Genomic DNA, 25,016 nt, shown 5'->3' on the forward strand with positions numbered 1-25,016 from the left:
GCTTACAGCCAGCCCTTGATGCGGGTGGTGATGCTGTCGACCGTCAGGCCGTACATCTGGTGCAGGGTCGGCAGGGCGCCGGCTTCCAGGAACTGATCGGGCAGGCCGATCATGCGGAAGGCGGGCGTCACACCGTTCGTCAGCAGGGTGGTGGCCACGGCCTCGCCCAGACCGCCCACGACGGTGTGGTTTTCGGCGGTGACGACCAGACGGCCGCCCTTGCGGGCCTCGGCCAGGATGGTTTCGGTATCCAGCGGCTTTATCGTCGGCACATGCAGCACGGCGACATCGACACCGTCGCGGGCCAGCGCCTCGGCGGCATCCAGCGCCCGCATGGTCATGAACCCGGTCGAGACGACCAGCACATCGCGCCCCTCGCGGATGACCTGCGCGCGGCCCAGCTGGAACTTGTAATCCGGCTTGTGACGGGTCAGCACCGAGGGCACCTTGCCGCGCGGCAACCGGCTGTAGACCGGCCCGTCATGGGCGGCGATCTGCGGCACCATGCCCATGATGTCATCGGCGTCGCAGGGGTCGATCACCGTCATGTTCGGCAGACCCCGGAAGATCGCCAGATCCTCGGTCGCCTGATGGCTGGGGCCATAGCCTGTGGTCAGGCCGGGCAGGGCGCAGACGATCTTGACCGGCAGGTTTTCTTCGGCAATGGCCATGGCGATGAAGTCATAGGCGCGGCGGCTGGCAAACACCGCATAGGTCGTGGCGAAGGGGTTGAAGCCCTCGCGCGCCAGACCGGCGGCGGCGGACATCAGCAACTGCTCGGCCATGCCCATCTGGTAGAAGCGTTCCGGCATCGCCTGCGCAAAGACGTGCAGGTCGGTATATTTGGCCAGATCGGCAGACAGGCCGACGATCTTGTCGTCTTTCTTCGCCGCCTCGACCAGCGCGTGCCCAAAAGGCGCCGTCACCGTGTCATAGCCCTCGGCGGCCAGCGAGGCGATCATCGCCGTGGTCGCCACGCGCGGCCCGTCGGGCAGGCGGCGCGGTTCGTATTTGCGCGTCATTGATGCCAAGGTCATTGCGGTTTCCCCTCTTCCAGAACGGCCAGAGCCTTGGCCCATTCATCCGCCTCGACGCGGACGAAATGCGTGATTTCGCGCGTTTCGAGAAAGTCGACGCCCTTGCACATGGTGGTGTCGAAGATGATGACGCGCGGGCCGGGATGGGTGCTGGCGCGGGCCTCGTCGAAGGCGGCCACGACGGCCTCCAGATCGTTGCCATCCACCCGCTGCGCATGCCAGCCAAAGGCCTGCCACCTGGCGCGCTCGTCGCCCTGCGCCAGCGCGGCGGTGGATCTGCCATCGGCCTGCTGGTCGTTGAAATCCACAAGGCAGATCAGGTTGTCCAGCTTGTGCTGGGTGCCGGACATAACCGCCTCCCAGGTCGAGCCTTCACCCAATTCGCCATCCGACATCAGGTTATAGACAAAGGCCGGGCTGTCCTTGCGCTTCAGCCCAAGGGCCATGCCGACCGCGATCCCCAGACCGTGGCCAAGCGAGCCGCCGGTGATCTCCATCCCCGGCGTATAGGAGGCCATGCCCGACATCGGCATGCGGCTGTCATCCATGCCATAGGTTTCCAGCTCGTCCTCTGGCAGGATGCCGGCCTCCATCAGCACCGCATAAAGCGCGATGGCGTAATGCCCGATGGACAGCAGGAAACGGTCGCGCCCCTCCCATTCCGGGTCCTTGGGGTCAAAGTTCAGCGCGTGGAAATAGGATGCCGCCAGCACGTCGGCGACGCCAAGCGCCTGGCCGATATAGCCCTGTCCCTGCACCTTGCCCATCAGCAGGGCCTTGCGGCGAATATTCCATGCCCGCAGCGCCAACGAGGTGTTGGACGCCGCAAAAGAGCGGCTTTCGACTGTCATGAGTTCCTCCGATCGGCTTGTGCCGTAGGGGAAACATGCGTCGAATCGCAGAAATAGTCTTGTATCAATCCTTTTTGATTTGTTTAGCTGTGCTTCAGTTTGCATCAGCCTTTACGCGGGCCCCTTGACCAGCAGGTAATGGCTGGATTGCCCATCTTGGCGCAGCTGGCGAGTAGGCTCGTGGTCGCCGTGCCTCGAACTTCCGCCAAAGCAGGGTGCCATGAAACAGCGGTGGACGATAAAGCAGGCGACGCGGGTTCGGTGCATGCGGTGATTTTGTTCCCGCCCTCGGCGAAGCCGCCCCAAGCCGCATGGCCGGCGTCCGAAGGATCGCCATGCCGCTGCCATCCGAGCCCCAGTCTTGTCCTTGCAGGGGCGATGGATGATCCGAAATGCCGAAGGCTTGGCTTTCCGCCGATTGCCGTCAGCCTTGAGTGTCCCATGGGTGTCGTTGAAGATGAACCCATCCGAGTGCCCGAGGTGTCGCACGCCACAAGCGCCGCAACTCGGCGCTGTCAACAGGCCGTTGAAACCGACAGACCATGGAGCGGCCATCTTCTTACCTGACAGGCAGTTCGGCATATTCGAAAGCGTCGGAGATCCAGCTGCCCTTGGCGCTTCCGTTCAGCTTGTCGCTGCCTCGGCCCATTGCAAGGGCTGGAAGGCCCGCTGCGGCCAGCTGCTTTCTGGCCCGTGCGTCCCGCCCCCTGAAACAGTGCCCGCAAGGCGATCGGGAGCTTGGCCATTTCCGGCGAAATCGAAATCCCGAAGTGATGATTTTTCTACAATATGCTGCCGCGGGACGATTTTCCTGCGCGGCCACTGAAGGCTCGTTGAGAAAGGTTAATGAATAACAAGCGCCCGCCGAGAAAAATCTCGGCAGGCGTCGTGGTCATGTCCCAAAACGCGGAATGTGTCAGCCAATGTGCCGGGGCTTTTTCTTGCGAGGCTGGTGTTGTCTACAGCTCGATCTGCGGCTGATAGGGGTCGACGGGCAGCTTTTCGGGCGTGGTGCCGGGCCGGTCCCGGCCAAGATCGCCAAGGCCTTCGCCAAGCGCCGGGGGCGGGGGGGCGCCGGGTTTGCGGCGGATGATGATATCGCCATTTTCCAGACGCTCGGGTGTCTGGTAATTGCCGATGTCGTCGACCAGCACCGATAGGTCGCTGACCGCAGGGCCCAGCATGGCAAGGGCATCGCCAAGACTCTGGGACAACCCGTCAATCTCGGGGGCCATGTCGTTCAGCAGGTTCTGGAACAACATGCCCATGCCGCGGCCGATCAGGTCGGCGCCTTCATCCGTGGATCCGTCCGGCGGGGCGGCAGGGTCATCGGCCAATGGCGGGGTATAGCCATAGTCCTGACCGGTCTCGGGGGCGGGGTCGTCAGTCTGGGCCAGCGCGAAGGGCGCGGCAGCCAGAAGGGCGATCAGCGGCAGGGCATAGATGCGTTTCATGGTCTGAAGATGGGGACTGGTGCGGGGCAGCGCAAGCCACTTCCGCGCGAGCGTTCAGGTGGTGCGGGTGGCGCGGGCGATCTGTTCCGGCGTGATGCCGTGGCGGGGGCCGAACCGGGCGCGGGCGGCCTGCAAGCGGGGATCGTCAGGGCGCAGGCCAAGGGTGGTGATGAACTCGATGCGTTGCGCCTGGCGCAGGGCCTCGCGGTCGATGGCGGTTCCAAGGGCGCGGTCGATCACCTCACCGCCGGGCGAGACATGAAACCAGCGGCGAAAATCGCGGAAATGGTGCTGGTTGTGCAGCGTGGTGACGTGGCGCTCGGCGGCGGTTTTGGGCACGGGCAGATGGGCGGTCATGTGGAACCACTCATAGGCAAGGAACGTGCCGACCCCGCCCAGCAGGATCACGGCCGCGCCGATCTGCCAGCCCAGGCCTGGCAGGATCAGCCCGCCAACGGCGCTGGCCAGCAGGAAATGCAGGCCCAACATCGGCAGCGCGATCCACCAGGGCACGAAGAACAGCCCCGGCACAGTGGGGAAATCGTGATGGCCGTAATGCGCCTGATACAACAGGTCGAACCGCCACTGATCGCGCGGCGGCGGCAGATGAAACAGAAAGCGGTGCATCGCATATTCGTTCAGGAACTGCCCGGCGACGCCGATCGGGACCAGCAGCCACAGCCACCACGGGCCAAGGGCCACCACGACCAGGCCGGCCAGAAAGGCCAACGCCATCACGGCGATGGCCCAATGCGATGCCATCAGTCGCAGTCTGCTCATTCGGTGGCGACCTTGTGCATGCCGCGAAACTCGTCCCAGGCCTCGGTCAGGCTGCGGGTGCGGGCCTCGGCCAGGCGCACGGCCTCGGGCGGCAGGCCGCGGGCGATGGCGCGGTCGGGATGCGCCTCGCGGATCAGGGCGCGATAGCGTTTGCGCGCCTCGGGCAGCGGTGTGTCGGGGGCCAGGCCAAGCACGTGGCAGGGCGCGCAGGTGCGGTCGGGATCATGGCGCAGCCGGATGGTGGCGATCTGGGCCGGGGACAGGCCGAAGATGCCGCCGACCTCGTCGATGAAGTCGACCTCGTTGGGATGCAGCGCGCCATCCGCCAGCGCGATGATGAATAAGCCCTCGATCACGTCCAGCAGGACCGCATCGGCGGGGGGGAACATGGCGGCGATGCGGCGCGCCCAAGCGTCAAAGCCGGCCACGTCCTGACGCGCCAGATCAAAGACGCGGGCGGCGTTCTTTTCCTCGGCCCGCGGGATGACGAACAGCCGGCGAAAGGCCGCCACCTCGGACCGGGCGACGGCGCCATCGGCCTTGGCCAGCTTGGCGCCAAGCGCGATGATCGCGATCGAGAAGGCGACCGAACGTTCCGGCGGCACCGAGGCGCGACGCGGCGACAGCATCGCCGCCAGCCGGTCGGCGATTCGCTGCCAGAAGCTGCGGGGCTTGGGCAGTTCGGGGGCGGCAGAGGTATTTGTGGCCAGATCCATCATGGGGGCAGGTTATCGTGGATGCGCGCGGTGGGCCAGCGATCACGGACTGCCGGCAAGGATCAATGCCTGACCGCACCAATAGGCCGGCCACAGCGCCAGCGCCAAGGCACGGCGGGGCTGGATGAACAGCCAGATCGCCAGCAACAGATCAGACAGAACGAACAGCCCCGCGCCGAGGGCCATCAGGCCGCGCTCGGGCGGCAGGGTCAGCGCGGCAAGGGCCATGGCGGTGATGACCAGAACATAGCCCCGCACCGGCCATTTCAGATCACCCGTGCGCGGGATCAGCCAGAGTTCGGTGGAAATGGCCAGTGCCATCATGGCCAGCCCAAGCGGCCACAGCTGACCCGCGCCGGCTGGCGTCCACATCTGCGCGACATAGGCCAGATGCCCGGCCGCAAAGGCCGCCATCCCCGCCAGAAACGCCACCTGACCGGGCCGCGACAGCGCGAAATCGCCCGCCGATCCAAGCGCCAGCCCGGCCACGACCAGCCAAGGCGCCCCGGTTATCGCCCCGGTCGCCGCCAGAAGCGCGGTTGATGCGGTCTTGGCAATCGACCCCGCCCATGAGGGCGGCCGCCCGGCATGGCGCAGCCAGAAGATCACGGCAAAACCGACCGCCAGCCAGATCATGCACCCAGATCCTTGCCCATCAGAACCAGATCGTGAAACTGCCCGAACTTCCAGCCGGCAGCCGGGATCCGGCCCCATTCGGTGTAACCCAGGCGGGCGTGGAACCGCAGCGATGCGTCATTGCTGCCGGTGATCGCGCCGATCATCAGGCGGTGCCCGGCGGCGCGGGCGTGATCCTCGATGGCCAGCATCAGGGCGTGGCCTGTGCCGGTGCCGCGCGCCTGTGCGGCGACATGGACTGTGTGCTCCATCGAGCGCGCATAGCCCAGACCGCCCCGGAACTGGCCATAGCTGGCAAAGCCGATAATCTGGCCATCGGTCTCGGCCACCAGATGCGCCATGGCCTGCGACTGGCGGTCGGTGATGATGGCGGCGATCTCGGCCTCGCTGCGGGGGGTGGGCCAGAAGGTAATCACCGTGTCGCGGATGATCGGGTTCCAGATCGCCGCGATGGCCGCCGCGTCCTGGGGGCGCGAGGGGCGGATCACAGGGTGATCTCGCCAAGCGGCGTTGAAAGGCGGGCTGACAGATGCGCGGGGCCGATGGCGGTGCTGATGCGCGGGTCGTCCAGCGCCAATGCGGGCAGCGCTGGATGGGTCAGGGTCAGCGCGGTCAGGCTCAGGCCCTGATCGGGCATGGTATCGGTCGGATGCGGGCCATGGCCCCAGTCAATCAGCAGCGGCGCAAGCCCGTCCGCCGCCGAGACCCCGCTGCCCGGAATGGCGATGCGCCAGCGCAGATCGCCGCGGCTGGCCTCGGTCACGCTGCTGCCTTGGGGCGCGGTCAGAGGATGGGCGCGGGCGACCCATGCGACCAGACGGGGCGGCCCGCTGAAGCGGTTCAGCCCGAACCAGCGCGGGCGGGTCGGGGCAGGGGCGTCCGGGTCGATGGCGATCAGTTCCAGATATTCGCGCCCGCCCAGATGCCACAGCGCGTTATGCGTGCCCATCATCGGATGTTTGCCGCCGGGCAGGGGCGACACACCAAGCCGTGCGGTCAGCCAATCCGTCCCGGCGTCCAGACTTTCTGCCGCGACGACGATATGGTCCAGCGCCGGCGCGGCCATCAGCCCCGATGCGCCCCGGCGGCCAATTGACCGACGAAATTCAGGATCTCGGGCACCGGCTTGCCCTCGCCGATCATCTTGACGATGGCGCTGCCGACGACGCAACCATCGGCCACGCTGGCCACGGATTGCGCGGCCTCGGGGGTCGAGATGCCAAAGCCCACGACGACAGGCAGGCCGGCGGCCTTCTGGATGCGGGCGACCTCGGGGGCGACTTCGGCTGCATCGGCGGCCGGGCCTCCGGTGATGCCGGTGACGCTGACGTAATAGACGAAGCCCGAGGTGTTCTTGACCACGGCGGGCAGGCGGCGGTCATCTGTGGTCGGCGTGGCCAGGCGGATGAAGTTCAGCCCGGCGCGACCGGCGGGGATGCACAGTTCGGCATCCTCTTCGGGCGGCAGGTCGACGACGATCAGCCCGTCCACCCCGGCTGCGACCGCATCCTTCAGGAACTGGTCGACGCCGCCGCGGCGCGCGTAAATTGGGTTGTAATAGCCCATCAGCACGACCGGGGTGGTGTTGTCCTGCTTGCGGAACTCGGTCAGCAGATGCAGCGTGCGGGTGACGCTGCCGCCGGCGGCAAGGGCGCGCTGACCGGCGGCCTGGATGGTGGGGCCGTCAGCCATGGGATCGGTGAAGGGCATGCCCAGCTCGATGATGTCGACACCGGCGGCGGGCAGGCCGCGCATGATCTCCAGCGTGGTCGCCTCGTCGGGATCCGAGGCCATGATATAGGCCACGAAGCCCTTTTTCCCCTCGGCCTTCAGCCGTGCGAAGGTATCGTCGATTCTGGTCATGTCCCGCCCCGTCTTGTCCGGCTGTCAGGACTAGCCCGCATGGCCGCCGGGCGCAATCGCCGCTTGCCTAGATGATCGGCTGATCGGGTGGTGGGGCCATCAGCATCCAGCTTGTGCCAAAGCGATCCGTCAGCATGCCGAAGGCGGGCGAAAAGAAGGTCGGCCCCACATCCATGGTGATCCTGGCATCGGGCGACAGCGCGGCGAAGATGCGGGTGACCTCGGCGGGGTCGGGCAGGGTCAGCGCGACCGAAACGCCGGCCATCTTCTGACCGCCGAACTCGGCCGGCATGTCGGCGCCCATCAACACGCCGCCATCGGGCAGATCGACCTGACCATGCATGACCCAGCTTTCCTGCCCCGGTGCCAGCGGCGGCATGGCATCGGTGCCGGGCATCTCGGAAAAGCGCATCAGCTGCGTGCCGCCCCCGAAAATCCGGGCATAGGTGGTCAGAGCCTCGGCGCATTCACCCTGGAAGGACAGGTAGGGGATGAACTGCATCGGATCTTCCTTTCGGGTCGTCAGGCTGGACTTGTGCCGGCCCCGGCTCTAAGTAACCGCCGAATTGAGGAAAGGTTGCAATCATGGGCTTTCGCATGGGGATCGTCGGTTTGCCGAATGTCGGCAAGTCCACGCTGTTCAACGCGCTGACGAAAACCGCTGCCGCACAGGCCGCGAACTTCCCCTTCTGCACGATCGAGCCGAATGTGGGCGAGGTCGCCGTGCCCGATCCCCGGCTGGACAAGCTGGCGGGCATTGCGGGCAGCAAGCAGATCATCCCGACCCGGATCACCTTTGTCGACATCGCGGGCCTGGTGAAGGGCGCCAGCAAGGGCGAGGGCTTGGGCAACCAGTTCCTTGCCAATATCCGCGAGGTGGACGCCATCGCCCATGTGCTGCGTTGTTTCGAGGATGGCGACGTCACCCATGTCGAGGGTCGCGTGGATCCCATCGCCGATGCCGAGGTGATCGAGACCGAATTGATGATCGCCGACATGGAATCCATCGAGCGCCGTCTGGCCAATCTTCAGCGCAAGCTGAAGGGCGGCGACAAAGAGGCTGCGGCGCAGGAAAAGCTGATGAAGGCGGCGCTGGTGGCGTTGGAATCCGGTCAGCCCGCGCGCACCGTCAAGGTCGATGACGAGGATCGCAAAGCCTGGAACATGCTGCAACTGCTGACGGCAAAGCCCGTGCTGTATGTCTGCAATGTCGAGGAAGAAAACGCCGCAAAGGGCAACAGCCAATCCGCCCGCGTGGCCGAGATGGCTGCGGCGCAGGGCAATGGCTCGGTCGTGATCTCGGCCAAGATCGAGGAAGAGATCAGCCAGCTTCCCGCCGATGAACAAGAGATGTTCCTGTCGGAAATGGGTCTGGACGAGGCCGGTCTGGATCGCCTGATCCGCGCGGGCTATGACCTTCTGGGCCTTCAGACCTATTTCACCGTCGGCCCGAAAGAGGCCCGTGCCTGGACCATCCGCAAGGGCACCTTGGCCCCGCAGGCGGCGGGCGAGATCCATGGCGATTTCGAGAAGGGTTTCATCCGCGCAGAAACCATCGCCTATGCCGATTATGTCGCCGGCAATGGTGAATCCGGCGCCCGCGAGGCGGGCAAGCTGCGGGTCGAGGGCAAGACCTACGAGGTCAAGGACGGCGACGTCCTGCACTTCCTGTTCAGCGGCTAAGCCTGGACCAGCACCTGCGCCGCCTGCCTTATGGCGCGCGTCAGGGGCCGCAGCGCCTCTGCCGTGATCCGCGCGACCTGCCAATGCAGCGGCACGTCAAGTCCGGTCTTGGGGATCAGTGGCAGCAGCGCGCCTGATCGCAGGTCACCCGCGACCATCTGATCGGGATTCATCCCCCAGCCCAGCCCCAGACGGGTCGCCGCCGTAAACGCCTCGGCCGAGGGGATCAGATGGGTGGCGGGACTGAGGCGCTGGCCCGTCACCTGTGCCAGCCAGCGCGTTTGCAGCGCGTCCTTGCGGTTGAAGGTCAGCATTGGGGCGCGGGCCAGTGCTTGCGCCGTCACGCCATCGGGGAAATACCGGGCGATGAAATCGGGGCTGGCCACGGCCTGATAGCGCATCGCCCCAAGCGGGATTGTGTCGCAGCCCGGAACCGGGCCGGGATGGCCGGTGATCGCCGCCATGACCTGACCGGCGCGCAGCCAGTCATCGGCATGATCCTGGTCGTCGATCACCAGATCGAGCAGTCCAGGTGCGGCGGCCAGCGCGGGCAGGGCCCAACCGGCCAGACTGTCCGCATTGACGGCGATGCGGATGACCGGCGGGCCATCAGTGCTGCCGCCCAGATCGGATTCCAGCAGCATGACCCGGTCGTAATGTGCCACCAGTTGCGCACCGGCCTCGGTCGCCACGGGGGGCGGCCCGCGATGGACCAGCACAGCTCCCATGCGGTCCTCCAGCCCCTTGATCCGCTGCGAGACCGCCGATTGCGTCACCCCAAGGGCCGAGGCGGCTGCGTCGAAGGAACCGCGACGGATCACCTGTGCCAGGGCAGCGAGGGCGGGATAATCGAGCATGATAAGTTTTGCTAATTATGAAGAAGATAATTGAATTTCACTTATGGTCCGCGACATGGCAATCCCCTTTCTGCTGACAGAGGGTAATCGACATGCATACATTCCTTGCCGGTCTTGGCACCGGGCTTTCGTTGATCGTGGCCATAGGTGCCCAGAACGCCTTTGTGCTGAAACAGGGGCTTCTGCGTCAGCACGTCTTTGCCATCTGCCTGTTCTGTGCGGTGTCGGATGCGGCCTTGATCGCGCTTGGCGTGGCGGGGGCGGGGGCGATTGGCGAAAGCGTGCCCTGGTTGATGCCGGTGATGCGCTTTGGCGGGGCGGCGTTTCTGATCTGGTATGGTCTGCGGTCTTTTCGTGCGGCGGCCAAGGGCGGAGATGCGCTGATGGCGGCGGCCAATGGCAAGGGAATGGGGCTGGCGGCGGCGCTGGCGACCATCGCGGCGCTGACCTGGGCCAATCCGCATGTCTATCTGGATACGGTCGTGTTGCTGGGTGCTGTTTCGGCGCGCTTTCCTGACAAGCTGGCCTTCGCGGGCGGCGCCATCACCGGCTCTTTCGCGTTTTTCTTTGCGCTTGGCTATGGGGCGCGGCTGCTGGCCCCGATCTTTGCCCGCCCCCGTGCCTGGCAATTGCTGGAAATCGGCGTCGGGTGCATCATGTGGGCCATCGCGCTGAAATTGTTGCTGGGCTAGCCTGTGATCGCGCTTGCGCCCGGCGTGGTGATGGCGCATCTGCACAGAATGCAAATCGACACCTCCACACGCCGGGATCTGGCCGGCATTGGCTGGATGCTGGTGACCGGCCTTTGCTTTGTCGCCGTGAACGGCATCGTGCGCGGGCTGGAGGGTGCCTTGCCGGCGGCACAGGCGGCCTTCATCCGGTTTCTCTTTGGTCTTGCGTTCCTGATGCCGGTGATCCTGTCGGCGCTGCGGCAGGGGTTTCCGGCCGATGTCTGGCGGCTGTTCATCCTGCGCGGCATCCTGCATGTGGCGGCCGTCATCGCCTGGTTCTATGCCATGTCGCGCATCACCGTGGCCGAGGTCACGGCCATCGGCTTTCTCAATCCGATCATGGTGACCATCGGGGCTGCGATCTTCATGGGCGAGAAGCTGGCCGCGCGGCGCATCGCCGCCATTGCGGTGGCGCTTCTGGGGGCTTTGGTGGTGCTGCGGCCGGGATTGCGGCCACTGGATCCGGGGCATCTGTCGCAGGTTATGGCCGCCGTCTGTTTCGGCACCTCTTATCTTCTGGCCAAGCTTCTGGCCGACAGGGTGCCGGCGACGGTGGTGGTGGCGATGATGTCGCTGACCGTCTCGATCGGATTGGCGCCGCTGGCGCTGGCCGATTGGGTGCCCCCGACGGCGGAGCAGGTGGCGTGGCTGGGACTGGTCGCAATCTTTGCCACGGCGGGCCATTATACGATGACCCGCGCCTTCGCGGCCGCGCCAATGACGGTGACGCAGCCGGTGACCTTCCTGCAACTGGTCTGGGCCAGCATGCTGGGCGTGTTCGTGTTTGGCGAGCCGGTCGATGGCTGGGTGCTGTTGGGTGGGGCGATGATGATCCTGGCGATCAGCTATATCACCTGGCGCGAGGCCCGGTTGCGGTCGCGCATGCAGACACCGCCGGTCGGGGCCACCAAGAGTTAGGTGGCGGTGGCAAGAAAGGGGGCTGTCCGCCCCCCGGCCCTGCGGGCCTCCCCCCGAGGATATTTGGATCAAAGCGAGGGCAGGGCGGGCCTAGCGGTTCGGCCAGAGCGGCGCGTGGCGGTTCACGTCCTTGTAGAGCAGATAGCGGAAGGGACCCGGTCCACCCGCATAGCAGGCCTGCGGGCAAAAGGCGCGCAGCCACATGAAATCGCCGGGGCCGACCTCGACCCAATCGCGGTTCAGGCGATAGACGGCCTTGCCCTCCAGCACGAAAAGCCCGTGTTCCATCACATGGGTTTCGGCAAAGGGGATGGAACCGCCGGGCTGGAAGGTGACCACGGTGATATGCATGTCATGGCGCATATCGGCGGGGTCCATGAAGCGGGTCGTGGCCCATGCGCCACTGGTGTCGGGCATCGGGCGCGGTTCGATATCCTGTTCCTGCACGACGATCACGTCGGGTTTTGCAATGCCTGGCGCGGGCTGCCAGCGCTTGCGCCACCAGTGAAAGCCGGTCTCGGTCTCGGCGGCGTTACGGACGGACCAGGCGGTGCCCGCGGGGATATAGGCGAAGCCGCCCGGCGTCAGGACATGGTCCTTGCCGTCGATGGTCAGGCCAAGTTCGCCATTGGTGACAAAGATCGAATGCTGCACCTCGGGATCGGCATCCGGCGCATCGCTGCCGCCGCCCGGCGCCAGTTCGACGATATACTGGCTGAACGTTTCCGCGAAACCCGACAAGGGCCGCGCGATCATCCACATGCGCATCCCGTCCCAGCCCGGAAGATAGCTGGTGACGATGTCGCGCATCGTGGAACGGGGGATGACGGCATAGGCCTCGGTAAAGACGGCCGTGTCGGTGGTCAGATCGGTCTGAGGGGGCAGGCCGGCGACGGGGCCGGTATAGGTGCGGGTCATTTCAGGGCCTCATGCAGGCGAAGTTCGGCGATGCGCATGACCTGACGTTCGGCCTCGGCGCGCTCGGTCCGGGTGTCGTTATCGACGCGGCGAGCCATGGCGCGCTGGATGCCCGTCTTGTCATGGTCGCGCACGGCGATGATGAAGGGAAAGCCGTGCTTGGCCGTATAGGCGTCGTTCAGCCGGGTGAATTCGGCCTTTTCATCGTCGGTCAGCGCGTCAAGGCCGGCGCTGGCCTGTTCTGATGTGCTTTCGGCGGTCAGGCGTTTCGCGGCGGCCAGCTTGCCTGCAAGGTCTGGGTGCGCGATCAGCACGCCCAACCGCTCGGCATCGCTGCTGGCGCGGAAGACTTGCGCCATGCGCGCGGCGAGGCCCTCGGCGCAGTCATGAACGGCGCCCATTTCGCCGTCCCAAACCCGTTCGGCGATGAAGGGGGAATGTTCATAGATGCCGCCGAACCGGGCCACAAAGGCGTCACGATCCAGTGCCGAGGGGCGTTCGCGCGGCTGATAGGGATGGGTTTCGGCCCAGTGCCTGGCGATATCCAGACGGCTGGCGAACCAGACGCCCTCATGCTTGCGGCAATGGTCCAGAAACTGCTGGATCGCATTGGCCCGGCCCGGACGACCCGCAAGACGGCAATGCAGCCCGATGGACATCATCTTCGGCGCACCCGCCACGCCCTCGGCGTAAAGCACATCAAAACTGTCGCGCAGATAGTCGAAGAACTCGACCCCGGTGCCGAACCCCTGACCGCTGGAGAAGCGCATGTCATTGGCGTCCATCGTATAGGGCACCATCAGCTGCGGGCGGCCCTTGTGGACATGCCAATAGGGCAGGTCATCGGCGATGGTATCGGCCAGATAGGCAAAGCCGCCTTCCTCGCAGCCAAGCGCCACCGTGTTCATCGAGGTGCGGCCCTGATAGAAGCCATGGGGGCGTTCGCCGGTCACCTGGGTATGGATGCGGATCGCCTCGGCGATATGTTCGGCCTCGACCTCGGCGGGGATGTTGCGATAGTCGATCCATTTGAGGCCATGGGTGGCAATCTCCCATCCCGCCGATTGCATGGCGGCGACCTGACCGGGGCTGCGCTGCAGGGCATGGGCCACGCCATAGACGGTGACGGGAATGTCTTTCAGCATCCGGTGCAGGCGCCAGAAACCGGCCCGCGCGCCATAGTCATAGATGGATTCCATGTTCCAATGCCGCTGGCCGGGCCAGGGCTGGGCGCCGATGATTTCCGACAGGAAGGCCTCACTGGCCGCATCGCCATGCTCGACGCTGTTTTCGCCGCCCTCTTCGTAATTGACGACGATCTGCACGGCGATCCGCGCGCCGCCGGGCCATTTCGGATCGGGGGTATTCTCGCCATATCCTCGCAAGTCGCGGCTGTAACGCATCTCGGGTCTCCTGCATTGCCGGGTCAAAGAAAGCCGGGCGCGGGGTGGATTGGCAATCCCATCAAATTGGAATGCACTATCAATGAAATGAAAAGGATGAGGTAGGCGGTCCTAGTCGGGCGTCTGAACGCGCGCGATCCGAAAATGCCGGCGTGGGCTGAAGCCGCGCCAGACCCATGCGTCGCTGGTCGGGACGGGCAGGCGCCATTGCGCGCGGGGCAGCACCGTCAGCCGCCAGGTCCCCTCGTCATGAAGGTTGAACTCGATCTCGCCCGGCCCGACGATGTCGGCATCCTGCCAAAGCGCCGTGTCATAAGGTGCGCCAATCGAGGCCCGGTCGAGGATATGCAGCAAGCTGTCGGTAAGGGTGATCGACACCACCTCTTCAAAGGGATTGCCGTCATTGGTGACGAAAAGATAGCCGGTGATCGGATCGTGGCGATCCAGGGCAAAGGCCGCTCGCATCCAGACGCCTGCAAGATCAACCTTGTGCCCGTCCAGAATCAGCCGGCCGCGGGGCATTTCGCCGGGAAGTGGCGTGAAATCGAGCTGATCCGCCATCAGCGCTTTCATTGGGGTGCCACGCGCTAGAAGAACAGGCTGACGCCAAAGGCGCCTGCGACCGCACCGGCGAAGGCGCCGACACTGGAACATATTGGCGCGCCGGGGCCGCACAACAATCCGGCTGCTGCCCCGCCCGCAAGACCGCCCACGACACCACCGCCCAGAACGGCGCCTTCTTCCATCGCGGCCGCGCCCTTGTCCTCGGCCGAGGCGACGTTATAGACCGCCACCCCAAGCGACAGGACCAGCAGGCCGCGCCCGGCGCGTGACAGGCGCCGCATCAGCACATTGACACGTGCGCTTGACTTGCCAGAGCTTTCGACCACGGCGCGCAGGACGGCATCGCGTTGTCCCGAGGATAGCTGATCGAAATTTGCCTTATTGCCATACATTTCCAGGGTTTTTTCCGACACTATGGTCGGCAGCGTTTTGCCCTTGGCTTTCAGGGATTCGGCGAAGGCCCTGCCAACGGGTGTGCTGCGTCCCCGGATCAGATCGAGAATCACATTGCGCTGTTCGCTGGCCAGACGCGCGGCCTGGTCCCAGGTCAGGCGGCCCGCCCGGACCTCGGCCTTCATTTCGCGCGACATCTCGGCGATCAGCCGGGCGTATCGCTCGCGCATCGAGGCATCCCAGCCCATGCCGGCACCTGCGGCGGTAACGGCACCGCGCAATGCGGAAATCTCGCGGTCGAAATCGGCTTCGGTGGTCATCTCGGGTCAACCATGTCACAAGGAACGAATACGGTGGCAGGATAGGGTCGCGCGCGCGAGAAGGTCAATTGCCGACCCTTGCCAATCCAGCAAAACCGGCATATATCGCGCCCAAGTCAATCGGGCGATATGGTCAGAACAGACCGCTTTGATACCGGGTCGGGCATATTGCCACGACCCTTTGTCATTCTCGAATGGCGCATAAAGACCGGCGGAGCCAACCGCTTGGCCAGTAACATCATTGTAAAGGAAACGGATACACATGGCTGAAAAAGCAACCATGGCAGATTTCGAGGCGATGCTGAATGAAAGCCTCGACATGGATACGCCCGATGAGGGCAGCGTTGTAAAGGGCAAGGTCATCGCCATCGAGGCGGGCCAGGCCATCATCGACGTCGGCTACAAGATGGAAGGCCGCGTTGATCTGAAAGAATTCGCAAATCCCGGCGAAGAGGCCAATCTTGCCGTCGGCGACGAGGTCGAGGTTTATCTGGACCGCGTGGAAAACGCCCGCGGCGAAGCGTCGATCAGCCGCGAGAAGGCCCGCCGCGAGGAAGCCTGGGATCGCCTGGAAAAAGCCTATGCCGATGAAGAGCGCGTCGAAGGCGCCATCTTCGGCCGCGTCAAGGGTGGCTTCACCGTTGATCTGGGCGGCGCTGTTGCCTTCCTGCCCGGTTCGCAGGTCGACGTGCGCCCGGTGCGTGACGCCGGCCCGCTGATGGGTCTGAAGCAGCCCTTCCAGATCCTGAAAATGGACCGTCGCCGCGGCAATATCGTCGTGTCGCGCCGCGCCATTCTGGAAGAAAGCCGTGCCGAACAGCGCGCCGAAGTCATCGCCAACCTGACCGAGGGTCAGGTCGTTGACGGCGTCGTCAAGAACATCACCGAATACGGCGCCTTCGTCGATCTGGGCGGTGTTGACGGTCTGCTGCACGTCACCGACATGGCCTGGCGCCGCGTCAACCACCCGTCGGAAATCCTGTCGATCGGCGAGACCGTCAAGGTTCAGGTCGTCAAGATCAACAAGGACAGCCACCGCATCAGCCTGGGCATGAAGCAGCTTCAGGCCGATCCGTGGGATTCGGTGATCGAGAACTTCCCGATCGGTTCGGTCCATACCGGCCGCGTCACCAACATCACCGATTACGGCGCGTTCGTCGAACTGTCGGCTGGTGTCGAGGGTCTGGTTCACGTCTCGGAAATGAGCTGGACCAAGAAGAACGTCCATCCGGGCAAGATCGTCTCGACCTCGCAAGAGGTTGACGTGATGGTTCTGGAAATCGACGAAGCCAAGCGCCGCGTGTCGCTGGGTCTGAAGCAGACGCAGCGCAACCCGTGGGAAGTCTTTGCCGAGACCCACCCGGCCGGTACCCAGATCGAAGGCGAAGTGAAGTCGATCACCGAATTCGGCCTGTTCATCGGGCTGGAAGGCGATATCGACGGCATGGTTCACTTGTCGGATATCAGCTGGGATGCCCGTGGCGAGGACGCGATTCAGGATTACCGCAAGGGCGACGTGGTCAAAGCCGTCGTTCAGGACGTGGATATCGAGAAAGAGCGTATCAGCCTGTCGATCAAGGCGCTGGAAAACGACAACATGGCCGAGGCCGTGGATGGCGTGAAGCGCGGCTCGATCGTCACCGCCGAGGTGACCGCGATCGAGGATGGCGGGATCGAAGTGGAATATAACGGCGTCAAGTCGTTCATCCGCCGCTCGGACCTCGCCCGCGACCGTCAGGACCAGCGCCCCGAGCGCTTCCAGGTCGGTGACAAGGTCGATGCCCGCGTGACCAATATCGACACCAAGACCCGTCGTCTGGGTCTGTCGATCAAGGCCCGCGAGATCGCCGAAGAGAAAGAAGCGATCGACACCTATGGCAGCTCGGATTCGGGTGCCTCGCTTGGTGACATCCTGGGCGCTGCGCTGAACCGCAACAACTAAGCGGCCGGCCGAATGCCAACCTCTTGCCCCGTCCCCGCAGCACGCGGGGGCGGGGTTTTCTTTGGCTCTGTCGCTCAGCTGCATTTGGCCGGTTCAGGCCCAAGCCGGGCGTTGACGCTCTGGCATCTGCCCCGCAACTGCGGATCGGATCGGATCGGATCGAATCGGTTCGGGCAGCAATCAGCGAAAACAGCTTTCCGCCTCGATCTGTCCGGCCAATGCCCCGCGCAGGGTCAGCACATCGCCTTCCAGTTCCGCGATTTTTTCGCGCAGCTCTGCTTCGGTCCGGGCCTGATTGGCCAGGCCCGCGCCTAACACCCGCTCGACGGCACGGCGCATCGGCGCCTCGTCCCCGCTGAACGCCAGCCACAGCGTCGCGCCCTCCAGCTGGGACAGCGCATCCTCGGCCAGCTCGGCGGCGCGGCGGGGTGGATGATGGCGTTCAAGAATAGCCTGTATGACCTGATGCAGCCTGCCGAAAAAGGCCAGCGCGGCGGCGCGCACCGCATCTGCCTCGGCCGTGCCGTAAAGCAGATGCAGCCCCAAACAGCGGTGGTGCATGGCCAGATGATCGGCAATGGCGGTGATGCTTGCCCGGTAGTCGGCCTGCCAGTCGGGGCCGGTTGGGCAGGCCCCTTCGATCTGTGCCAAAGTCAGTTGCAAGGCCTCGATGGCCAGATCCTCTTTGGCGGCGAAGCGGCTGTAAAGACTGGCTTTGCGCAGGCCGACGGCATCGGCAAGTTCGGCCATCGACAGGCCGGCATAGCCGCGTCGGCGGAACATGTCCTGCGCCGCCGCAATGATTTCTTCGCGTGATGTCTTTGTCATCTGTTCATTTCCTACCGATCGGTCTTATAATGCAACCGATCGGTAGGAAAGACAAGGCTATGAGTGACGACAAGATCAACATGACGACCGGCGAGGATCCTCACAGCCATCGGGGTGAGGTGCTTATGCGCGATCGCTATCCCGGCCCCTACTGGTGGGATTCGGGCAATCTGCCGCGGATGGTGCAGCCGCGCCTGTCGCCCTCGATGATCCGCTTCATCGAAAATCTGCCATTTTTCTTTGTCGCGACGGCCAGTGACCGGGGGCATTGCGACGCCAGCTTTCGCGGGCGCGATTATGACGCGGCCGGTCGCCCATTGCCGGCCCTGCGCGCGCCCGATCCGCAGACGGTGATCTTTCCGGATTTTCGCGGCAACGGCCTGTACCAATCGCTTGGCAATATCCTGACCAACCCGCAGATAGGTCTGCTGTTCATGGATTTCGACCGCCAGCGCCGCGCGCGGGTCAATGGGCGGGCGTCGATCCTGCCGCCACCTGACTGGGCAGCGGCACTTTGGCCCGCTGCCCAATCGGTCGTGCAGGTCGAGGTCCAGCAGGCCTTTGGCAATTGCGCCGCCCGCATCCCCCGCATGCGCCTGTACGAAGGCAGCGACGCGCCGTTCAGCTAGGGCAGGGGGGCGGATATCGGCCACATCCGCCTGCGCGCCATCGCATTCGGGGCGGGATTCGGCGCAACCGGGATGCAACCAAACAGGTTCTTTCGCGTTCCCCCTTCTGCAAACGGGTAAATGGCCGTAATATCAGCTTGGTATACCCGTTCATACTCGAGGCTTGAGAATTGCAGGTGCCCAGATGATTCGATCAGAACTGATCCAGAAAGTCGCCGAAGAGAATCCCCATCTGTTCCGGCGCGATGTCGAGCGTATCGTGAATACCGTGTTCGAAGAGATCATCGACGCCATGGCCCGCGGCGACCGGGTCGAGTTGCGCGGCTTCGGCGCTTTCTCGGTCAAGCGGCGTGATTCGCGGACCGGTCGCAACCCGCGTACGGGCGAGGCGGTCGAGGTCGATGAAAAGCATGTTCCTTTCTTCAAGACCGGCAAATTGCTGCGCGACAGGTTGAACGGCGAGGCCTGATCGCCGTAAAAGGCCTTTGCGTGCCCGGAAGCTCCGGGCCGGAAAAAGGGAATGCTGATGCGCTTTATCCGCCTGATGTTCGTCGTCCTGCTTGCCATCTTGCTGATCGCAGTTGCATTGGCCAATCGCGACATGGTGACCCTGAACGCCTTTCCGGCGAATTTCGGGCAGTATCTGGGCGGCACCTGGTCGCTGAACCTGCCGCTGTTTCTGGTGATCTTCCTGGCCATCGCCTTTGGTGTGGTGATCGGTTTTGTCTGGGAATGGCTGCGCGAGGCCCATATCCGTCGCGAGTCGCGCCAGCGCGCCAGCCAGGTCGCCCAGCTGGAACGCGAGGTCAGCCATCTTCGGGACAATCACGCAGGCCCGCGCGACGACGTCCTGGCCATCGTGGACCGTCCGCGCAGCGCCCCGCAGGGCACCGGCAACCCGCCGCGCCCCATTGCCTCACCCTCGCCAGCGCCCGGCACGACGCTGCCCAGCCAGCCAGTGCGCTGAATGGCCCAGGTCAAGATCTGCGGGCTCAGCCACCCCGAACATGTCGCCGCAGCTGTCGATGCCGGGGCGCGCTATCTGGGCTTTGTCTTCTTTCCGAAATCGCCCCGCGCGGTCTTGCCGCAACAGGCCGCAGCGCTGATGGGCGATACCCCGCCCGGCGTGGCGCGGGTGGGGCTGTTCGTCAATCCCGATGACGCACTACTTGAACAGGTGCTGGCCCAGGCTCCGCTGGACATGATCCAGTTGCATGGCGCCGAAACCCCGGCCCGCGTGGCCGAGGTCAAGGCCCTGTCCGGCCTGCCGGTGATCAAGGCCGTGGGCGTGGCTGAACCTGCCGATCTGGACGGGCTGTGGGATCATGGCCTGGCCGCCGATATGCTGCTGGTCGACGCCAAACCTCCGAAGGATGCCACGCTTCCGGGCGGAAACGGGCTCGCTTTTGACTGGCGGTTGCTCACCGGGCGCAAATGGCTGAAGCCCTGGCTGCTGGCCGGGGGGCTGACCCCGCAGAACGTGGCCGAGGCGATCCGCCTGACCGGCGCACCTGGCGTCGATGTCTCGTCAGGGGTCGAAACAGCGCCCGGACAAAAGGACAGCGACCTGATCCGCGCCTTCGTCGCCGCCGCCCGGACATGATCTGGCGACCGGCCACCCGCGCCGACGTCCCGGCGGTCATGGCGCTTCTGGCCGATGACATGCTGGGGCAGGGCCGCGAGGCCGCCGATCCCGCCCCCTATCTCGCCGCCTTCGATGCCATGCAGGCCGAAGGCGCCAATCACCTGATCGTGGGCGACGAAAACGGCGTGGTCATCGCCTGCTATCAGATCACCTTCATCTCGGGCCTCTCGCTGACCGCCGCCCGTCGCGCCCAGATCGAGGGCGTCCGCACCGCCGCCAGCCATCGCGGCCAGGGCATCGGCGCGGCGATGATGGCCGATGCCGAATCCCGCGCCCGCGCCGCCGGTTGCAGCCTGATGCAATTCACCACCAACAAGGCGCGCAGCGATGCCCACCGCTTCTATGACCGCATGGGCTTCACCCCGTCCCATATCGGCTATAAGAAACCACTCTAGGTTTCTTTCTCGTCCAAATACCCAAATCCCGAACCCGAAAAGGCAGCGCCATGGCCGATGATCTCGTGAACAGCTTCAAGAATGGCCCCGACGAACAGGGCCGTTTCGGCATCTATGGCGGCCGCTTCGTCAGCGAAACACTGATGCCGCTGATCTTGGATCTGGAAGCCGAATACGAACGCGCCAAGACTGACCCGGTCTTTTGGGCGCAGATGGATGACCTGTGGACCCATTATGTTGGCCGCCCCAGCCCGCTTTACCATGCCGAACGCCTGTCGGAACGGCTTGGCGGCGCAAAAATCTACATGAAACGCGACGAGCTGAACCATACCGGCGCCCACAAGATCAACAACGTCCTGGGCCAGATCCTCTTGGCCATGCGCATGGGCAAGACCCGCATCATCGCGGAAACCGGCGCGGGTCAGCACGGTGTGGCCACGGCCACGGTCTGCGCCCGCTTCGGGCTGAAATGCGTGGTCTACATGGGTGCGCATGATGTGGAACGTCAGGCCCCAAACGTATTCCGCATGCGGCTGCTAGGGGCCGAGGTCGTGCCGGTCACATCGGGTCGCGGCACGCTGAAGGATGCGATGAACGACGCGCTCAGGGATTGGGTCACCAATGTGCGCGACACCTTCTATTGCATCGGCACCGTCGCCGGCCCGCATCCCTATCCGGCCATGGTGCGCGATTTTCAGTCGATCATCGGCAAGGAAACCAAAGAACAGATCATGGCGCGCGAGGGCCGTCTGCCCGACACGCTGGTCGCGGCCATTGGCGGCGGCTCGAATGCGATGGGGCTGTTCTTCCCGTTCCTCGACGACAAGGACGTGCGCATCATCGGGGTCGAGGCCGGCGGCAAGGGCGTCGATGACCGCATGCTGCATTGCGCCAGCCTGACCGGCGGCCGCGCGGGCGTGCTGCATGGCAACCGCACCTATCTGTTGCAGGATCCCGAGGGCCAGATCCTGGAAGGGCATTCCATCAGCGCCGGTCTGGACTATCCCGGCATCGGCCCGGAACATGCCTGGCTGAAGGATCAGATGCGCGCCGAATATGTCAGCATCACCGATGACGAGGCATTGGCCGCCTTCCAGCTGTGCTGCCAGACCGAGGGCATCATCCCCGCGCTGGAACCCAGCCATGCCCTTGCCCATGTGATGAAGATCGCGCCCGATCTGCCCGCCGACCATCTGATCGTGATGAATATGTGCGGGCGTGGCGACAAGGATATCTTCACCGTCGCCAAGCATCTGGGCGTCGATATCCAGACCTGAGGCTGACCCTGCGTCATCTGACGTTTCCGTGAGGGACGAGAACCCCTCGCGGATCGGGGCGTTCACCTGCCAGCAACCTTACTGGAGGTGAACGATATGCTGACGAAGCAATTCAAGCTGGCCGCGATCCTGACTGCGGCGATGGGAACCAGCGCACTGGCGCAAGAGGCGACCGTGGTGGAAACGCCTGGTGGTCAGACGGCGATCCTGCCTGCGGACGCGGTCGAATCGACCGGCGTTTCGCCGGACGCAACGGCGGCCGAATCGGAATATCCGATCTTCAATCAGGACATGAATGACCAGACGATCGCCGATACGCTGCTGTCGCAGGGTTTCGGGGATATCTATATCCTGCGCGAAGGCTCGCTGATGACAGTGACCGCCACCCGCGACGGGGATGACATCAAGCTGGTCTACAACCTGGTTGAAGGCCGCCTGATCGAGGTCAATGGCGAGCGTGTCCTGACCGAGGAAGAACGCACCCTGACCGAATCGGGCAGCACCGACACCGCAACCGCCGGTGAAACCGAGGACACGGAAGGCACCGATGACGGCGCAACCGATGACGGCAGCACTGACGACGGCAGCGCTGATGATGGTGCGTCGGATGATGGCGGCACTGATGATAGCGGCACTGACGACAGCGGCACTGACGACAGTGGTGCCGACGACGGCGCCGGGGACGATTCTGGCAACGACTCGGATTCGGGCGGCGAAGGCGGCTCGGACAGTGACGGGACGAATGGCTGATCATCAGACCCCGTCTCGGGATTGAGTGCAGGCCGGGGTGGCAACGCCCCGGCCTTTTTGTCGCCGTTTCACCGCCATGCGGCCCTTAAACTTCGGTTTAGAACCCCGATTTCTATCCGGGGTCCAATAGCCAGCCCTTATCCGTCCACCCTAGCCTTGGGCCATGCCGGTATCGTCCGGCCGCAGAACAGGAGACAGAAATGCGTAACAAAATCAGCTTCGCCGCCCTGGCCTTTTCGATCAGCATGACCGCTGCCAATGCCCAGACCCTTGCGGATAGCGCGGTTCGCTCGCTGACGGATCAGGGCTTCACGAATGTCGAGGTCAAGCGCGACGATGGCCAACTCGAAGTGGAGGGCTGGCGCGGCGACGAGAAGCTTGAGGTCACCTATGATCTGTCCACCGGCGAGGTCGTGAAACAGGAAAGCGAACGTGTGCAGGGGGGCAAGGCGGCCGACGATCGGAATGATCGTCTTGACGACAATGACCGTCACGACGACGACAATGGCCGGGATGACCGTCATGATGACGATGATGACCGCACTGATGATCGTGATGATGACCGCGATGACGACCGCGACGACGACCGCGACGATGATCGTGATGACGACCGCGACGATGACCGCGACGACGATCGCGATGATGATCGCGATGACGACCGCTAGGTTGTCGTCGGCCGCCCTGCTGGTTTCGACCGATGGGCGGCCGGTCGCTGTCACACTTCTGAAGATGCTTGATGCGGGGGCGGGGTGGCGCGACAATATGGCCGTAAGGTGCGGCCCGACAGCTGCCACGCCGCGACAGGAGATCAGGCAACCGTGTTCACAGCCCGTCCACATATAGTCCTGCTGGCGGTGGCGCTTGCCTGCTGGACCCCGATGGCGGCTCTGGCCGGGCCGGACTATGCCGGGCAGGTCACCACCCAGTTGCTGGATCAGGGATACAGGCGCATCGAGGTTCGCCGCACGCTTCTGGGCCGGGTTGTCATCACCGCCGAGGGCAATGGCCATACGCGCGAGGTCGTGATTGACCCGCGCAGCGGCTCATTGCTGCGCGATCTGGTCCGGCAGGACGAAGATGGCACCACGACGCTTGGCATCGCGGTTATGGGCGATGACGGCGACAGTTCGGGTTCCGGTTCTGTTTCTGTTTCTGGTTCTGGTTCCGGCTCGGATGATGACAGCGACTCGGATGACGGCGACAGCGGCTCCGATGATGACGACGATGGCAGTGACTCGGGATCTGACGATGATTCCGACAGTGATGATTCCGGCAGCGATGATTCCGGCAGCGATGACGACGACAGCGGCGGGGATGACAGCGATGGCGGTGATGACGACGATTCCGACAGCGACGATGACCGCTGAGGCAGTCAGCTCGGACCGGGCTGCCATGCTGAAGCATCTCCCGTTGATCGCCATTCTGGCCTTGCAGACCGTGTGTGCGGTCTATCTGTTGCGGGACATCGTGCTGTCGCTGCTGGGCGTCAGTTTTGAACCTCTGGCATGGCAATATGTCGAGTATCTGGATATCGGCGCCGCCTTCGGGCTGATTGCCGGAATTGCGCTTGGCGCCCGCATGCTGTTTTCGTCGCTGCGACAGCGCCACCGGGCCGAGGAAAAGCTGCGCCAGGCAAAAACCGCCTTCATGCAGCTGATCGACCAGAAATTTGGCGATTGGGGGCTGTCCCCGGCCGAGCGTGACGTGGCCTTGTTTTCCATCAAGGGCCTGTCCGTGGCCGAAATCGCGGCGCTGCGCGGTACGTCGGACGGCACCATCAAGGCGCAGGCGGCGGCGGTCTATCGAAAGGCAGGGGTGGGCAATCGCCACCAGCTGCTGAGCCTGTTCATCGAGGACCTGTTCGATCCGCAGATGTCGCCCGGTATCCGTCCTGCGGCTGCAAGCAGCGTCACCGACGCGGCACCAACCGACCAGTCATCCTGAAACCCGGTCAGCGCGCCAGATGATCACCCGGCCCGGCCGGCCTTTCCGGCCCGCGACGTCAGCCGGTGTCACGGCAGGGGATGATCATCCCTCTGGTTCATCGGCCGGACCGACGGCATGGGCGCGCAACAGTTCCAGCGGCACGATATCGACGGCGCGTGCATGGGTTGCCTCTAGCACGACCTTTGGGGCGGCGAATTCCTGCGCAGCCTGAAGGAAACGCGCTGCGCACAGACACCAGCGATCGCCCGGTTTCAGGCCGGAAAACCGGTATTCGGGCCGCGGCGTGGACAGGTCATTGCCCAGATATTTCGACAGCGCCAGAAATTCGGCCGTGACGATCACGCAAACCGTATGACGCCCCTGATCCTCGGGCCCGGTATTGCAGCAGCCGTCGCGATAGAACCCGGTCAGCGGGTCGGTGGAACAGGGCGTCAGCTCGCCACCCAGAACATTGATCGAAGGCTGTTTCATATCAGGCA

The 25,016-nt window shown here is 64.4% G+C and carries 31 protein-coding genes; 14 read left to right on the plus strand and 17 right to left on the minus strand.

The features are described 5' to 3' along the window. Positions 1 to 2: 2 nt before the first annotated feature. The 10 genes from FNJ84_RS15200 to FNJ84_RS15245 form a co-directional block, all read right to left on the minus strand. Complete coding sequence (locus tag FNJ84_RS15200; protein WP_143794078.1) at positions 3 to 1,037, minus strand: transketolase family protein; 1,035 nt, start codon at positions 1,035 to 1,037, stop codon at positions 3 to 5. Beyond that, a complete protein-coding gene (locus tag FNJ84_RS15205; RefSeq protein WP_143794079.1) occupies positions 1,034 to 1,888 on the minus strand; it encodes a transketolase in 855 nt (284 codons plus the stop codon). Before FNJ84_RS15205 ends, FNJ84_RS15200 begins: the two co-directional genes overlap by 4 nt. A 959-nt stretch (positions 1,889 to 2,847) precedes the next feature. Further along, on the minus strand, positions 2,848 to 3,342 hold the full coding sequence (locus FNJ84_RS15210) for a hypothetical protein (RefSeq protein WP_143794081.1): 495 nt from the start codon (positions 3,340 to 3,342) through the stop codon (positions 2,848 to 2,850). A 54-nt stretch (positions 3,343 to 3,396) separates the two neighbouring features. Beyond that, positions 3,397 to 4,122 (minus strand): sterol desaturase family protein, encoded by a 726-nt coding sequence (locus tag FNJ84_RS15215; protein WP_143794083.1) that lies wholly within the window; start codon positions 4,120 to 4,122, stop codon positions 3,397 to 3,399. Continuing rightward, positions 4,119 to 4,841 (minus strand): molecular chaperone DjiA, encoded by a 723-nt coding sequence (locus tag FNJ84_RS15220; RefSeq protein ID WP_185968555.1) that lies wholly within the window; start codon positions 4,839 to 4,841, stop codon positions 4,119 to 4,121. The genes FNJ84_RS15215 and FNJ84_RS15220 overlap by 4 nt, the downstream gene beginning before the upstream one ends. A gap of 39 nt (positions 4,842 to 4,880) precedes the next feature. Further along, on the minus strand, positions 4,881 to 5,474 hold the full coding sequence (locus tag FNJ84_RS15225) for a lysoplasmalogenase (RefSeq protein WP_185968556.1): 594 nt from the start codon (positions 5,472 to 5,474) through the stop codon (positions 4,881 to 4,883). Continuing rightward, on the minus strand, positions 5,471 to 5,962 hold the full coding sequence (locus tag FNJ84_RS15230) for a GNAT family N-acetyltransferase (RefSeq protein ID WP_143794087.1): 492 nt from the start codon (positions 5,960 to 5,962) through the stop codon (positions 5,471 to 5,473). The genes FNJ84_RS15225 and FNJ84_RS15230 overlap by 4 nt, the downstream gene beginning before the upstream one ends. After that, positions 5,959 to 6,540, minus strand: a complete 582-nt coding sequence (locus tag FNJ84_RS15235) for a VOC family protein (RefSeq protein ID WP_143794088.1) — start codon at positions 6,538 to 6,540, stop codon at positions 5,959 to 5,961. Before FNJ84_RS15235 ends, FNJ84_RS15230 begins: the two co-directional genes overlap by 4 nt. Continuing rightward, positions 6,540 to 7,337, minus strand: coding sequence for a tryptophan synthase subunit alpha (gene trpA / locus FNJ84_RS15240; protein ID WP_143794090.1), 798 nt, complete (start codon positions 7,335 to 7,337; stop codon positions 6,540 to 6,542). The genes FNJ84_RS15235 and trpA overlap by 1 nt, the downstream gene beginning before the upstream one ends. 67 nt (positions 7,338 to 7,404) lie before the next feature. Then, positions 7,405 to 7,839 carry a VOC family protein gene (locus tag FNJ84_RS15245; protein WP_143794092.1) on the minus strand — a complete coding sequence of 145 codons (435 nt, stop codon included), beginning with the start codon at positions 7,837 to 7,839 and terminating at the stop codon, positions 7,405 to 7,407. A gap of 83 nt (positions 7,840 to 7,922) precedes the next feature. Here FNJ84_RS15245 and ychF point away from each other — a divergent pair, with 83 nt between their 5' ends. After that, on the plus strand, positions 7,923 to 9,020 hold the full coding sequence (gene ychF, locus FNJ84_RS15250) for a redox-regulated ATPase YchF (protein WP_143794094.1): 1,098 nt from the start codon (positions 7,923 to 7,925) through the stop codon (positions 9,018 to 9,020). Here ychF and FNJ84_RS15255 read toward each other — a convergent pair. Next, positions 9,017 to 9,877 carry a LysR family transcriptional regulator ArgP gene (locus FNJ84_RS15255; RefSeq protein ID WP_143794096.1) on the minus strand — a complete coding sequence of 287 codons (861 nt, stop codon included), beginning with the start codon at positions 9,875 to 9,877 and terminating at the stop codon, positions 9,017 to 9,019. The genes ychF and FNJ84_RS15255 overlap by 4 nt on opposite strands. Positions 9,878 to 9,969: 92 nt before the next feature. Between FNJ84_RS15255 and FNJ84_RS15260 the strand changes: the two genes are divergently transcribed. Beyond that, positions 9,970 to 10,569: a LysE/ArgO family amino acid transporter gene (locus tag FNJ84_RS15260; RefSeq protein WP_143794098.1), complete on the plus strand. Its 600-nt coding sequence runs from the start codon at positions 9,970 to 9,972 to the stop codon at positions 10,567 to 10,569. 48 nt (positions 10,570 to 10,617) lie between these two features. Further along, positions 10,618 to 11,526: a DMT family transporter gene (locus FNJ84_RS15265; RefSeq protein WP_255471229.1), complete on the plus strand. Its 909-nt coding sequence runs from the start codon at positions 10,618 to 10,620 to the stop codon at positions 11,524 to 11,526. 90 nt (positions 11,527 to 11,616) lie between these two features. On the opposite strand, the gene FNJ84_RS15270 is transcribed toward FNJ84_RS15265, so the two are convergent. The 4 genes from FNJ84_RS15270 to FNJ84_RS15285 form a co-directional block, all read right to left on the minus strand. Next, entirely contained in the window at positions 11,617 to 12,444 is an 828-nt protein-coding gene (locus FNJ84_RS15270; RefSeq protein WP_143794099.1) for a bifunctional allantoicase/(S)-ureidoglycine aminohydrolase, read from the minus strand. Further along, entirely contained in the window at positions 12,441 to 13,847 is a 1,407-nt protein-coding gene (puuE, locus tag FNJ84_RS15275; protein ID WP_143794101.1) for an allantoinase PuuE, read from the minus strand. The genes FNJ84_RS15270 and puuE overlap by 4 nt, the downstream gene beginning before the upstream one ends. Positions 13,848 to 13,958: 111 nt before the next feature. Next, on the minus strand, positions 13,959 to 14,420 hold the full coding sequence (locus FNJ84_RS15280) for a hypothetical protein (protein WP_185968557.1): 462 nt from the start codon (positions 14,418 to 14,420) through the stop codon (positions 13,959 to 13,961). 14 nt (positions 14,421 to 14,434) lie between these two features. Further along, entirely contained in the window at positions 14,435 to 15,124 is a 690-nt protein-coding gene (locus FNJ84_RS15285) for a hypothetical protein (protein ID WP_143794105.1), read from the minus strand. Between the two features lie 262 nt (positions 15,125 to 15,386). Between FNJ84_RS15285 and rpsA the strand changes: the two genes are divergently transcribed. Next, positions 15,387 to 17,066, plus strand: a complete 1,680-nt coding sequence (gene rpsA / locus FNJ84_RS15290; RefSeq protein ID WP_143794106.1) for a 30S ribosomal protein S1 — start codon at positions 15,387 to 15,389, stop codon at positions 17,064 to 17,066. 180 nt (positions 17,067 to 17,246) lie between these two features. Here the strand turns inward: rpsA and FNJ84_RS15295 are convergent, their stop codons facing one another. After that, positions 17,247 to 17,894: a TetR/AcrR family transcriptional regulator gene (locus FNJ84_RS15295; RefSeq protein WP_143794108.1), complete on the minus strand. Its 648-nt coding sequence runs from the start codon at positions 17,892 to 17,894 to the stop codon at positions 17,247 to 17,249. 59 nt (positions 17,895 to 17,953) lie between these two features. On the opposite strand from FNJ84_RS15295, the gene FNJ84_RS15300 reads away from it, so the two are divergent. From FNJ84_RS15300 to FNJ84_RS15345, 10 genes are all read left to right on the plus strand, one after another. Beyond that, positions 17,954 to 18,523, plus strand: a complete 570-nt coding sequence (locus FNJ84_RS15300; RefSeq protein ID WP_221931992.1) for a pyridoxamine 5'-phosphate oxidase family protein — start codon at positions 17,954 to 17,956, stop codon at positions 18,521 to 18,523. 184 nt (positions 18,524 to 18,707) lie between these two features. After that, on the plus strand, positions 18,708 to 18,992 hold the full coding sequence (gene ihfB, locus FNJ84_RS15305) for an integration host factor subunit beta (protein ID WP_143794110.1): 285 nt from the start codon (positions 18,708 to 18,710) through the stop codon (positions 18,990 to 18,992). Positions 18,993 to 19,049: 57 nt separating this feature from the next. After that, entirely contained in the window at positions 19,050 to 19,490 is a 441-nt protein-coding gene (locus FNJ84_RS15310) for a lipopolysaccharide assembly LapA domain-containing protein (protein ID WP_143794112.1), read from the plus strand. Next, positions 19,491 to 20,126 (plus strand): phosphoribosylanthranilate isomerase, encoded by a 636-nt coding sequence (locus FNJ84_RS15315; protein WP_143794114.1) that lies wholly within the window; start codon positions 19,491 to 19,493, stop codon positions 20,124 to 20,126. It begins immediately after the preceding gene. Beyond that, positions 20,123 to 20,563, plus strand: coding sequence for a GNAT family N-acetyltransferase (locus FNJ84_RS15320; RefSeq protein WP_143794115.1), 441 nt, complete (start codon positions 20,123 to 20,125; stop codon positions 20,561 to 20,563). The genes FNJ84_RS15315 and FNJ84_RS15320 overlap by 4 nt, the downstream gene beginning before the upstream one ends. A gap of 50 nt (positions 20,564 to 20,613) precedes the next feature. Then, positions 20,614 to 21,840: a tryptophan synthase subunit beta gene (gene trpB, locus FNJ84_RS15325; protein WP_143794117.1), complete on the plus strand. Its 1,227-nt coding sequence runs from the start codon at positions 20,614 to 20,616 to the stop codon at positions 21,838 to 21,840. 96 nt (positions 21,841 to 21,936) lie between these two features. Continuing rightward, positions 21,937 to 22,590: a hypothetical protein gene (locus tag FNJ84_RS15330; protein ID WP_143794119.1), complete on the plus strand. Its 654-nt coding sequence runs from the start codon at positions 21,937 to 21,939 to the stop codon at positions 22,588 to 22,590. 245 nt (positions 22,591 to 22,835) lie between these two features. Then, positions 22,836 to 23,255 carry a PepSY domain-containing protein gene (locus FNJ84_RS22600; RefSeq protein ID WP_363323852.1) on the plus strand — a complete coding sequence of 140 codons (420 nt, stop codon included), beginning with the start codon at positions 22,836 to 22,838 and terminating at the stop codon, positions 23,253 to 23,255. Between the two features lie 153 nt (positions 23,256 to 23,408). Then, a complete protein-coding gene (locus FNJ84_RS22045; RefSeq protein WP_185968558.1) occupies positions 23,409 to 23,957 on the plus strand; it encodes a hypothetical protein in 549 nt (182 codons plus the stop codon). Further along, on the plus strand, positions 23,947 to 24,534 hold the full coding sequence (locus tag FNJ84_RS15345) for a helix-turn-helix transcriptional regulator (protein WP_255471231.1): 588 nt from the start codon (positions 23,947 to 23,949) through the stop codon (positions 24,532 to 24,534). The genes FNJ84_RS22045 and FNJ84_RS15345 overlap by 11 nt, the downstream gene beginning before the upstream one ends. 84 nt (positions 24,535 to 24,618) lie before the next feature. Here the strand turns inward: FNJ84_RS15345 and FNJ84_RS15350 are convergent, their stop codons facing one another. After that, the gene (locus FNJ84_RS15350; RefSeq protein ID WP_143794123.1) at positions 24,619 to 25,008 is read right to left on the minus strand and encodes a DUF2237 family protein; all 390 of its coding nucleotides are present in this window, start codon (positions 25,006 to 25,008) and stop codon (positions 24,619 to 24,621) included. Between the last annotated feature and the right edge of the window lie 8 nt (positions 25,009 to 25,016).

Source organism: Paracoccus sp. M683 (genome assembly GCF_007096355.1).
GTDB lineage: Bacteria > Pseudomonadota > Alphaproteobacteria > Rhodobacterales > Rhodobacteraceae > Paracoccus.